This window comes from Sporosarcina ureae, from assembly GCF_002101375.1.
Classification (GTDB): Bacteria; Bacillota; Bacilli; order Bacillales_A; family Planococcaceae; genus Sporosarcina; species Sporosarcina ureae_B.
On record NZ_CP015207.1, the window covers coordinates 2,607,677 to 2,620,179 of the forward strand.

A 12,503-nucleotide genomic window follows, 5' to 3' on the forward strand; every position below is an offset into this window, starting at 1 on the left:
TGATCAAAGTTAAATATACAGCCACTATTTTCAATATGCAGGCGGGCAGTGGCTGTATGTAGGAGGAGAAGACATTTACATTAAAACTTGTTTGGCCATTATGGCTACTTCGAGTGCAATCCGATTTAATGGGGACATAAAATTCTCTCCCATTATAGATTGAATCTTTTCGAGTCGATGATACAGTGTTTGTCTGACGATAAATAGACGATCTGCGGTTTCTTTTTTTGAACCGCCACATTCAAGATAAATACGGAGCGTTTCGAATAAGTCGCTGTCGTTCTTTTTATCGTAATCGATAAGATCTTGTAGGTAATCTTCTACATAGTTTTCAAGGTATCCTTGTTCGTTAAGTAGAAGTAAAAGTCTATAGATCCCTAGATCTTCGTAAAAATCACTCTCAAATAAAAACTGTTGTTTGAGTTCAATCACTCTTTTTGCTTCTGTATATCCTTCTTTGATTTGTGAATGGTTATGGTGAACTAAACTAATACCAAATTTATATTCCCGTTCGTTAAAGAGGTTGTCATCGTCCATGCTAGTTAACTGCTTGGCTACCTGGGTGAAACGATTAATATCTTTTACCTGTTCACCTGAAGCGATAAATGATGCAATAATCGTAATTTCATTTCTAGTTACGGAGATAGTTGGAAAGAAACTATGTCGTTTAAAGATTGACCGAATTGTCATAGATTGTTGTAAGCGGATTTCTTCCCAACTGTTCTCATCTATAGAGGTTTCATTCGTATCCAACTGAATAACGAAGACTCTGTAAAGAGTATTCGGACTTTTTGTTGGTAAATAGGCTTGGATATCTTCTAGATCTACAGGACGGCCGTAGAGTAAGTTCCGCACAAATTCATCTTCATTGTACTGGTTTCTCTCTTGAATAGTACGATTTCGAAGTAATATTTGGGCAATCGCAAGGGAGGCCCTATCCAAGATTAAAAAGACGAATTCATCAGCTATTGCCTGTGGAAGGTGAAGGCATAAATATCCAAGAGATTGGCCTAAACCATTGATTGGAAACAAGGCAAATGGCTGATCATCAATTGTATAGATGTCCTGTTCTAGCTTTTGCGTAGTTTTCTCGCTAAGAAATTCTTTTATGTTATTTTTCCACGAAGTCGATTCCACAGGGTAGTAATAAGATTTCGCTTCATCGGATATAAATAAGACCGTTTGATTGAACAGCGAGTGTAACTGGTGAAGAATCTTCAAGATACCGTTTGGCATTAAACTTAATTCATTGAACCTTCTCGATAATGTATCTAACTTCGACAGCATTTCATAATGACGGTTAATGATAACGGTATGTAAATCTTGTGAAATATCGACAAACTTAACTGCTTTTTCAAACACGACAATAGGAAATTGCTGTGCATTAGCGAGTGAAATAATTTCTGGCTGTATTTCACTAACGTAATATCCTATTTCAATACAAAGGCAAGCAACATCCAGTTCGATTAACTGTTTTATATACTTTAACTGTGTCGCGCTATCGAGTTGCAGATGAATGCCTGTAGTTAAGATAATTTCACCACCGTTGACTAGTGAACTGAATTCACTAACTTCTAATACGTGTGACCATCTAACTTGACGATCCAATCCGTTACTTCCAGCTATGACTTTGGCGTGTTTGAAAGGTTCACGAGCTAAGACATCTTTGACGGTCAACGAAAGTTCATTCATATAAATAAGACCTCCATAACGTGAAAAGATTTTCCGTACGATGTTACACAATGTAAAATGAAAGTATTTTGAATACTTGTTAAACTATAGAAAGTAGTTTAGCTCAAGTCATGTTGTAAAGCAAGATTAGATGAATTGGAGGAATGAAAATGAATTCAATAGTAGTAGAAAAGAAAACGCTTTCAAATTTTATTGATGGACAATGGGTAAAATCACTCACTGATAAATATGAAGAGGTGCCAAATCCAGCCACAGGAGAGATTATTGCAAATGTACCTATTTCAACTAAAGAAGATCTACAAGTTGCCGTAAATGCGGCGAAAAAAGCGTTTTCTTCATGGAAGAAAACTGCTGTACCTCAAAGAGCTCGTATCCTATATAAATATCAGCAACTTTTGATTGCTCATTGGGATGAGCTGGCACAACTGATTACTATAGAGAACGGGAAAAATTATACAGAAGCTTATGGTGAAGTTCTGCGAGGAATCGAGTGTGTGGAATTTGCGTCAGGAGCTCCAACGTTGATGATGGGGTACCAACTGCCTGATATTGCTACAAACATCGAATCGGGTATGTATCGATATCCTTTAGGAGTTGTTGGAGGAATCACACCTTTTAACTTTCCTATGATGGTTCCTTGTTGGATGTTCCCGCTTGCTATTGCTGCAGGGAATACATTTATTTTAAAGCCTTCAGAGCGTACACCACTCTTGGCAAATAGATTAGCAGAGTTATTAACTGAAGCAGGATTACCGAATGGCGTGTTCAATATTGTTCATGGTGCGCATGATATCGTGAATGGAATCTTAAGTCATCCAGACATCCCTGCAGTTTCATTTGTTGGGTCACAGCCGGTAGCAGAGTATGTATATAAAACAGGAACTGCTCATGGTAAACGTGTTCAAGCACTAGCTGGTGCTAAGAATCATTCAATTGTTATGCCGGATGCAAATATGGATTTAGCAGTCACTAATATTACCAACGCAGCATTTGGTTCTGCAGGTGAAAGATGTATGGCTGCTGCAGTCGTAATTGCAGTTGGAGATATTGCTGACCAGCTTGTGAAACGTTTAGTAGAGGAAGCCAATAAAATAACTATTGGAAACGGATTAGAAGAAGGAGTATTCCTTGGGCCTGTCATTCGAGATTCCCATAAAGATAAAACACTTTCTTATATCGAGGTGGGGATTGAAGAAGGGGCAACTCTTGTACGTGATGGCCGAGGCGATCAATCTACCTCAGAAGGAGGCTATTTTGTAGGGCCAACAATTTTTGAAGGAGTTACAACGGAAATGCGAATTTGGAAAGAAGAAATATTCGCACCGGTACTTTCAGTAATCAGAGTAGAAACATTAGATGACGCGATTAGGCTTACAAATCAATCAGACTTTGCAAATGGTGCTTGTTTATATACGGATAGCTCGAAGGCGATTCGTCAATTCCGTGAAGAAATTGATGCAGGGATGCTTGGCATCAATTTGGGTGTACCAGCGCCTATGGCATTCTTCCCATTCTCTGGCAATAAGAAATCATTTTATGGTGATCTCCATGCAAATGGCCGTGATGGTATCGAATTTTACACACGTAAGAAAATGTTGACTGCACGTCATGAATATTGATAAAAGGGGAGGCAACGTTATTGAAAACATTACATGAACAAGATCAGAATAAAGAGTCATTAATAGAACAAAACCGGGATAAAGTTTGGCCACATATTTCAGCATATAATGAAAAGAATCCGCCGATGATTATTGAAAGTGGGGAAAATGCTTGGATTACTGATCATGAAGGTAATCGGTATTTAGATGGTATGTCAGGACTATGGTGTGTCAATGTGGGCTATGGAAGAGAAGAGATAGCAAAAGTGGCCTATGAACAAATGAAAAAGCTTTCTTATGTACCCATGACACAAAGCCATGGACCGGCAATTGAACTGGCCGCCAAAATAAATGAAATGCTAGGAGACGACTATAAGATCTTTTATTCAAATAGTGGTTCAGATGCGAATGAAGTAGCATTCAAGCTTATTCGTCAGTATCACCAGCAAAATGGAGAACCTTCCAGATATAAATTCATCTCTCGTTATCGTGCATATCATGGAGGCTCAATGGGAGCGCTATCCGCTACGGGTCAAGCGTTGCGTAAATACAAGTATGAGCCGCTTGTGCCAGGATTCTTACATGTAGCCCCGCCGGATAATTATCGGAAACCTGAAGGAGTATCAGTGGAAGATTATAATATTCAGCGTGCCTTGGAACTTGAAGAAAAAATCATTTGGGAACAAAAGGACACAATCGCGGGGATTATTATGGAGCCGCTCATTACAGGAGGGGGAATTTTAATTCCTCATCCAGTGTATTTAGAGAAAGTCCAAGAAATATGTACCCGTCACGGTGTTTTATTGATCATTGATGAGGTGATTTGTGGATTTGGACGTACTGGAAAAGCATTTGGACATCAGCATTACAATGTGAAACCGGATATTGTGACGATGGCGAAAGGTTTGACTAGCGCATACCTTCCGTTATCGGTGACAGCAATTCGCAAAGATATCTACGAAAAGTTTGATACAGGCGAAGATCACAGTCATTTTCGCCATGTAAATACATTTGGTGGAAACCCAGCTGCTTGTGCAGTTGCTTTAAAGAACCTCGAGATTTTGGAACGTGAAGATCTTATCAATCGTTCTGCAGAACTTGGCGGGCGGTTATCGGATGAACTTGCATGCTTACTGGATCACCCCTATGTAGGAGATATTCGAAGCATTGGTTTCTTGATGGGGATTGAACTCGTTGAAGATAAGAAGACAAAAGAGCCTGCAACAAATGCGCGCATCACGAGAATTATTGGAGAATGTAAAGCGAATGGACTGATTGTCGGTCGAAATGGTGAAACGGTAGAAGGATTTAATAATGTCCTTGCTCTTTGCCCGCCACTTTCTTGTACAGATGAAGATTTCGATTTCATCGTATCTGTTATCAAAAAAGTATTTAAAGAGAATGAATAACAAGTTACCAACCTTTTCATTATGTATAAAGTACCTCTAATCTACGTGTATTAAGTAGTTAGAGGTGCTTCTTCTATACGGTAAGTAGCGTTGTTTAATATGAATGGCTTATACTACTAAATCTCAGAGAGCTAAAACCATACAATAGTAGACATTTGATCCGAGGAGGAATGGGTATGTTGATTGGTGTACCAAAAGAGATAAAAAATAATGAGAATCGTGTTGCGATGACCCCTGCAGGAGTGTATACACTTCGCTCGTCTGGCCATGAAATACTTATTGAAACGGAAGCTGGTTTAGGTTCAAGTTTTACAGACGAGGAATATATAGAGGCGGGCGCAAAGGTTGTTCAGACAGCAGAAGAGGCATGGAGCGCTGAAATGGTTATGAAAGTTAAGGAACCGATTGCTGCTGAATATCGTTATTTCCGTAAAGGGTTACTACTATTCACATACTTGCATTTAGCATCTGAGGTGGAGTTGACTAAAGCTCTTTTAGAAAGTGGAGTAACAGGACTAGCCTATGAAACGGTTCAGTTGCCTAATAAATCATTACCTTTGCTCGCGCCAATGAGCGAAGTAGCAGGAAGAATGGCGACACAAATCGGTGCCCAGTATCTTGAAAAAACGAAGGGTGGAAAAGGTATACTGCTAGCAGGGGTACCAGGTGTTTCTCGAGGGAATGTTGTAGTAATTGGCGGTGGGCAGGCAGGAGCAAACGCTGCACGTGTTGCGATAGGGATGGGTGCTCAAGTAACAGTGTTGGATTTATCAGTAGACCGTTTACGTCAATTAGATGATATTTTTGGCAATAACATTCAGACACTGGTTTCTAATCCATTTAATATTGCAGAATCGGTCAAAACAGCAGATCTTGTAGTGGGTGCAGTGCTAATCCCTGGAGCCAGAGCACCTAAGCTTGTCTCTGAAGAAATGGTTCAATCCATGAAGCCTGGGTCGGTCCTTGTAGATATCGCCATCGATCAAGGAGGAATCTTTGAAACATCAGATCGTGTAACTACACACGATGCCCCAATATATACAAAATATGATGTAGTTCATTATGCAGTTGCTAATATGCCTGGTGCAGTCCCGCAGACGTCTACAGTAGCATTGACTAATGTGACGGTACCTTATGCACTTCAAATTGCCAATAAAGGATGCAGACGCGCTCTACTAGACAATGAAGCCCTTCGAAATGGTTTAAATACCATGAATGGCCATATAACATACAAAGCAGTTGCAGAAGCACAGAACTTACACTACACACCTTCAATATCTATACTAGAAAACAATGGTTTAGTAACGAATGCTTAAAAATAGCGATATGTATTCACTTGTGAGTATGAATAAATAAAATAAGTCCCTCTGCTACAATATATTTTGGAAACAAAACTATATTGTAGCAGAGGGACTTTTTCTTTTTCTGGAGTCGACTTGCCTTAAACATACCTTCAGCATAATTCACCGCGATGAATGCGTGTGCCGTACTCGTTATACTATTGAACAAACTTTTTATATTATATGTCAAATCTAGTAAAAACCTGTATAATCAATACTAAAAGGAGATTGCTAGATTTGAAATCCATGACAAAACTCATTACAACAGCTGTCATCGCCTTTCTACTCACCTTCACGATGACGTTATCAACTGAAGCCGCTACTTGGCCAGATCATTCACCTGATCAAAATCCGGACAAGCCTTGGACTATCACGTTCAATAAACCCGTAAATATAAACACAGTCAAAGAGAATTCGGTTTATATCAAGGATTCCAAAGGAGTTACGCAGTCCAATACAATAACATTCTCAGACTTCGACCAGAAAGTACATATCGCACCGCCAGCAGGAAATTATCGTAGTGGCGAAACTTACACATTACATATTACGCAAGCTGTGCATAATACAGATGGCAAACCATTAAAAGCACCGGTTACTAAAACGTTTTCCATTAAAGCGGGAATCACATATGACTTGGCGAATGTACTAGCCAATGGCACGACCACTATAGTGGAAAGGTTTCCAAGTTTTGAAGCAGCGGCAAGCCGTATGAATAGCAATCAAGTCGTGCTGTTACAAAACAACATCATCCATATGCCTAAAGGGCTGATCTCGACCGTAGCTTACGGCGGCAGTTCATTGACGATTTTGTATGCCGATAAAGACTTAAAACGTCAGGAAACTTATGTTCCAGCAGACACGGAACTTGTGTATGTTGACTCGACAGCCACTTCTGTAAAAGTCGAGCTGGCGGGAAGAAACTTCTATATCAAACCACAAAACGCAACGATGCTACCGAGTCAAACCGTATCGGATCGCACACACTACAAAGTATTAAGAGATTCGCTTTACCACTTGATTTACTCGCATAGGACAAAGACATTCGCTTCGTATGAAATGGGTGCTGCACCGCGCTTCATGCAGGAAGGGGTAAAGTATTATAGTACGGACGGCAGTCATTTTCATAATGAAACAGGGGCTTTGATTGGCACGGCTCATCAATACTTCCAGTACTTGCCGATGCGCAGCATGACGCGCTATACAGCTGAAGAGTTGGATGCGTATATTATGAAACAGCTAAGCATTCTTGAGACTAACAATCCTAATTCCTCAACTTATAAAGATGCTACGACAAGAAGTAAGTTGATTGGGTTAGGGACGGAGTTGAAACGTATTGAGCGAGAAAGTCATGTGAATGCGATGCATATTCTAGCGTTAGCGCAACATGAAAGTCAGTACGGTCTAAGTAAGCGCGCGCTGGACAATAATAACTTATTCGGTTTGTATGTGACAGATGATAATCCATCTAATCAAAAATTTGATTCAGTCAGTAAGAATATTCAAGAGCTAGTCAATGCTTTCTTGAATAAAAACTATCTACCGCCGAACGTAGCGTATGCGAACGGGACAAATTTCGGTAACAAAGCGGTTGGTGTAAACGTCAAATACGCTTCCGATCCGTACTGGGGATCAAAAATCGCAGGTCATTTGTATCGAATGGATCGTTTGATGGGTGGGAAAGAATTGGCGAACCAGCTGAAAATTGGATTGACGAATCCGCCCAGTTTGAATGTACGTCCTACACCTTCATCAGCTCCGGGCACGCCGATCATTTATACATATCACAAGATGGGCATGCCGCTCATTATTTTGGATGATCAACTACCTGAAGCACCATGGATTAAAATTCGTTCAGATAAGGCCCCATATGACACAGTATACGTGCATGGCGATTTAGTAGATCTGTTGGAATGGCAATGAACACTGAAACACCCCCTTACCTAAATTGTCGGTAAGGGGGTAGTTTTATTCAATCACGACTGAAAAATTCTTTCGTCAAGTCACCATTAATCCCAATGGCTGCGGCGCTTCCGGTTCCTGCGGCGACTAGAAGCTGTGAAGGCACAATATGTGAAACGTCTCCCGCTGCGTAGACATTCCAAACGGTTGTCCGTCCGTATTCATCGGTCAGAATCCCACCGTATTTATTTCGCTCACAACCTAAATCTTGAGCGAAATGATTGGGATGACTCCAAAGAGGAGAGGCAAATCCGCCTGCGCGGTCTATCAATGTACCGTCCTCAAGCCGTACTCTATGCAGTTGGCCGTCCTCGCCTTCAAGTCCTGAAATGATATCATCGACAATTTGTATCCCTTTCGCATTCAACTTCTTTTGTTCCTCTACCGTCAGCTGACCTTCTCCACCGGTAAATACAATTAGATCTCGGCTCCATGTATAAACTTCAGTCGCCAATTTAAACACATTTTTATCAGCAAATACAGCCAATGAACGATCTCGTAATTCCCAGCCATCGCAATACGGACAACTGAAAATGGATGTACCGTAAAAGCGCTCAATACTTGGTACGTTAGGCTGTTCATCACGTAAACCGACAGCAAGAAGTACTTTTTGCGTGCGGAACATCCTACCGTCTGCTGTCATTAATTCATAATGCGATTCATCCAAACGTTCGACTGAAACAATCTTTTGATGATGAAATACCACAGACGGATACTGGGTCAATTCCTCCCGTCCCATCTGTCGTAATACTGAAGGTTGCATGCCGTCACGTGTTAAAAATCCATGAGATGCCCGGGAAACACGGTTTCTAGCCTGATCGTCATCAAAAACAATAATATTTCGTCTTGCCCTTCCAAGTACTAAAGCCGCACTTAATCCAGCGGGTCCGCCACCAATGATTGCACATTCATAGATCATTCCAATTTTCATCCCTTTTCACTGCATTTTAGTTATAGGACTTCCCATGAAATACTTGAAGTAAACTGTAGGTGTGCAGATTAACTTAATTAGTATAGAAAGTATGGATCAACATTTTATTCGGACATTATCACAGTTAAGTTAGTTCCATGATACGATAGAAAGAAAACTTCTTGGGAGGTCGGGTACATGAAAAAACGACAAGAAAAACACGTCCTAATATACGGAGACATTTTCGTAGATTATATCGCAACAGATGAAACGAACACCGAATTCTCCACATTTCTTGGCGGAGCAACAGTCAATGTAGCAGCGGGTGTCTCACGCCTAGGTGCTAAATCCTCACTAATCACCGTAATTGGAGAAGACGAGGATTCGAGATTTGCAGAAAATCAGCTACGTCACGAAGGTGTCGATATAACGTTTGCTGTTCGTTCCCCAGAGAAGAAAGTCAATCGTGTCTATGTACATCTGACCCCAGAATACGATCGAGTATTTGTGAAATACATTGACGATACGCCTGCTCTGCAAGTCCAACCGAGTGATTTACAAGAACAAGCTTTCCAAAACGCTTCAATTTTACATATATGTTCGGGTACGATGTTCCAGCCAACAGCTTTGGCAACAACGAAAAGAGCTGTCGAATTGGCAAAAGAGCATAATCTATATCTTTCAGTAGATCCTAATATTCGGCCGTTACGTTGGGAAAGCGAAGAGATATGCCGTGATACTATCCTTTCCTTTTTAGATCAAACGGACTTACTAAAACTTACCGAAGAAGAACTCACTTTTCTTATGCAAGAATCAAATATAGAAAAGGCACTAGATCAATTGGCCGCCTATAATATCCCTATCATCATGTTGACGATGGGCGAGGCAGGAACTCTTGCAGTCATCGAAGGGGCACAGCATCATGTAACGGTGGAGCCCATTGTGCCCGTAGATACAACAGGAGCAGGGGATGCTTTCTTGGCAGGCGTACTTCGCGGACTTCATCTGAACGGCAAACCGAAATCGCTTGAAGAAATGCTTGCACATATCGAGTTTGGCAATCAAATGGGGGCGCGATGCGCAATGAAAGTCGGCGCGCTGTCCGCAATGCCGTATGCGAATGAACTGGAGTGATGATGCAATTTCGATTTTGCCTTTGTGCTCAATACGTGCGTTTATCCGCTCTATCGCGGCCTGTAACCGCTCAATGCATGTGATATCGGCTCTATCATGACCCATAAGCGCTCAATGTCTTCGTTTATCCGCTCTATCGCCACCCATAACCGCTCTATCCACATTTTCCAACAGGACTACATGGCGATATAAACTACTTTGTATAGAACCGACTTTCATTGTGGGATACTAAGTTAACCGTTACTTCTGTAATAGAACTTTTATATGAAAACACTGTGCATATTTATATACTGGCAGTCATTTTAATGTTAAAGTACTTAACGATATAAATTGATGAAAGTAGTGAATGCATGAAACTGACAAAGAAATTGATCATTTCCAATACTATTTTATTTATTTTCATTATTGGATTTGTTGTAGGCTTTGGCGCCTTGTTCGGGAATGAAAATATTTTAATTGGTGTTTCGACGATTACTGCCATGCTGATGTTGCTTGAACGGGATTTAACGAGTCATCCAGTCAGCAATACGATGAAATTTATTGCCCTCAATGTATTTATGGGAATCGCCGCATATTTAACGGGCTTTAACGTGTGGTTGGCTGTGCCGATTAACTTGATCACCATGTTTGTAATCAGTTATTCGTTATTGTTCAATCTGAAAAACCCTCTTTATTTACCTTTTACTCTTCAATATTTATTTCTTCTAGCTATGCCAGTAGCGGCTGATGCTATGCCGATGCGATTAGGCTCTCTCGTCTTTGGTGCGCTGGCTATCATGGGTGTCCAGATGATTGCAAATCGAAATAAAGTACAGAAAAGCGGCAGTAAAAAGGTGCAGCTGATTTGTAACGCGCTTATTGAAAAGATTCGATTACTGCAAACTGGGGAACCGCGAGAAGATATTACTACCCAAATTGCTAGCGACATCAACAGTTTGAGAAGCATCATTTATGACAAACGGGAAGAAAATTACTATTTGACAGAAGAAGGTCGCCTGAAACTGAATATCTCCGTTGCGTTGGAGAAGATCGATATTCTACTTGATGATGTAACGGAAGAAGAACTGGATCAAAAGCTACTTGAAGAAGTAATACTAACTCTCCAGTTGGCTGCTGATAGTATCCATGACAAAGAAGCGCTGGCCGCTCTAGAAGAATCATTTGATACGATGCTAAAGAAATATAAAGCAGAGCATAATCATAAATTATTTGTGCTCGGCATGCTGAATCATATTGGATCCCTCCAGTTAAACTTGAAAGAGTTGACTTCAATAGAAAAAGGCCAAGCCAATGTCGTGAAGCGGCTGGAACAGATTCCAAAAAAGTTCCAAAAACTGACGATTAGTGAGAAGAAAAGCCATACAAATTCCATTAAAATATCCTACGCGATCCGCATGGCAATCGGAATCTCGATAGCAGGTTTCATTACAGACTTCTTCGACTTGGCTGAAGGACGCTGGATGATGTTCACGCTAATGTCCGTCATTATTCCGCTATATGAACAATCCAAGAAAAAAATGCGTGACCGGATATTCGCCACTATCGTTGGTTCGGTGGCGGTCACATTATCATTCATGATATTCCACAGCAACACCGCCAGATCTATCATCTTGATGTTTTCAGGTTATTTAATGAGTTATGTGAAGACTTATCGTTATAACACTATTCTTGTGACATTTTCCGCTATCGGTTCGGTAGCTCTAATAACGGGCACGACGCACGTCCTGACGCTCGAACGAGTTTTATTTGTCATAGCAGGAGTAGTTCTGGCGCTACTGATCAATAAATTCATTTTGCCATATAAATTGGAAGATGCGAATCGCGATTTACGGGAGATGTACGAAGATACGATTTATGAAATGACAGTTGAAGTCGATAGGAAAGTGAAGGGTGGCGGAAATGAACATGCCATCAAAAACTTGCTGTTGATTGCGAATATGATTGAAGATCGTGTGAAATTGAATAATCAAGGCGCGCAAAGTAAAGAAAGTATGACTTGGCTCAAGCATCAGAGACGCGCCGCTACGACATTGTTCGAATTATACGGTTGGCTACATCAGCATGGCTTGCGTGAATCTAATATCCCTGCAATCACTCCAGGTTTAGAAGTACTTCTGCAACGCACAATTCCTGAAAGTGAAATGGAGCAAGCTATCACAGAAATGGAAGAAGTGATTCACGCCACTCCACGGATCGAAGACCGAATGGTGTTGAGTATGTTAGTGGAAGTAATGAAAGAGTTGAAAGGATCACGTAGCGTGATGGATGATGGAATGTAAGACTGTGCTCAAAGTACATGTTTAACTGATCTATCAAGTGGCTCAACCGCTCTATCGGGATCCGTGAGCGCTCTATCAAGTCCGGTAACCGCTCTATGCAGACCTCTGAACGCTCTATCGCGGTTCACGAGCGCTCTATGGCGATGTTTATCCGCTCTATCGCACCTAGCAACCGCTCATAC

The 12,503-nt window shown here is 40.9% G+C and carries 8 protein-coding genes; 6 read left to right on the top strand and 2 right to left on the bottom strand.

Annotated features, from left to right (window positions below; all coding sequences use genetic code 11):
• Window positions 1-75 precede the first annotated feature (75 nt).
• Window positions 76-1,692, bottom strand: coding sequence for a PucR family transcriptional regulator (locus SporoP8_RS12855; protein ID WP_085132873.1), 1,617 nt, complete (start codon window positions 1,690-1,692; stop codon window positions 76-78).
• Between the two features lie 149 nt (window positions 1,693-1,841).
• On the opposite strand from SporoP8_RS12855, the gene SporoP8_RS12860 reads away from it, so the two are divergent.
• The 4 genes from SporoP8_RS12860 to SporoP8_RS12875 all read left to right on the top strand — a co-directional run bounded on the left by SporoP8_RS12860 (window position 1,842) and on the right by SporoP8_RS12875 (window position 7,959).
• Window positions 1,842-3,311, top strand: a complete 1,470-nt coding sequence (locus SporoP8_RS12860) for a CoA-acylating methylmalonate-semialdehyde dehydrogenase (RefSeq protein ID WP_085132874.1) — start codon at window positions 1,842-1,844, stop codon at window positions 3,309-3,311.
• A gap of 20 nt (window positions 3,312-3,331) precedes the next feature.
• Window positions 3,332-4,699 carry an aspartate aminotransferase family protein gene (locus SporoP8_RS12865; RefSeq protein ID WP_085132875.1) on the top strand — a complete coding sequence of 456 codons (1,368 nt, stop codon included), beginning with the start codon at window positions 3,332-3,334 and terminating at the stop codon, window positions 4,697-4,699.
• 176 nt (window positions 4,700-4,875) lie between these two features.
• A complete protein-coding gene (ald, locus tag SporoP8_RS12870) occupies window positions 4,876-6,015 on the top strand; it encodes an alanine dehydrogenase (RefSeq protein ID WP_085132876.1) in 1,140 nt (379 codons plus the stop codon).
• 270 nt (window positions 6,016-6,285) lie between these two features.
• On the top strand, window positions 6,286-7,959 hold the full coding sequence (locus tag SporoP8_RS12875) for a glucosaminidase domain-containing protein (RefSeq protein ID WP_232319263.1): 1,674 nt from the start codon (window positions 6,286-6,288) through the stop codon (window positions 7,957-7,959).
• 49 nt (window positions 7,960-8,008) lie between these two features.
• On the opposite strand, the gene SporoP8_RS12880 is transcribed toward SporoP8_RS12875, so the two are convergent.
• Window positions 8,009-8,917: an NAD(P)/FAD-dependent oxidoreductase gene (locus SporoP8_RS12880; RefSeq protein ID WP_232319155.1), complete on the bottom strand. Its 909-nt coding sequence runs from the start codon at window positions 8,915-8,917 to the stop codon at window positions 8,009-8,011.
• A gap of 189 nt (window positions 8,918-9,106) precedes the next feature.
• On the opposite strand from SporoP8_RS12880, the gene SporoP8_RS12885 reads away from it, so the two are divergent.
• Together SporoP8_RS12885 and SporoP8_RS12890 are read left to right on the top strand one after the other, a co-directional pair.
• Entirely contained in the window at window positions 9,107-10,042 is a 936-nt protein-coding gene (locus SporoP8_RS12885) for a carbohydrate kinase family protein (protein WP_085132879.1), read from the top strand.
• Window positions 10,043-10,392: 350 nt separating this feature from the next.
• The gene (locus tag SporoP8_RS12890) at window positions 10,393-12,321 is read left to right on the top strand and encodes an FUSC family protein (protein ID WP_085132880.1); all 1,929 of its coding nucleotides are present in this window, start codon (window positions 10,393-10,395) and stop codon (window positions 12,319-12,321) included.
• Window positions 12,322-12,503 lie beyond the last annotated feature (182 nt).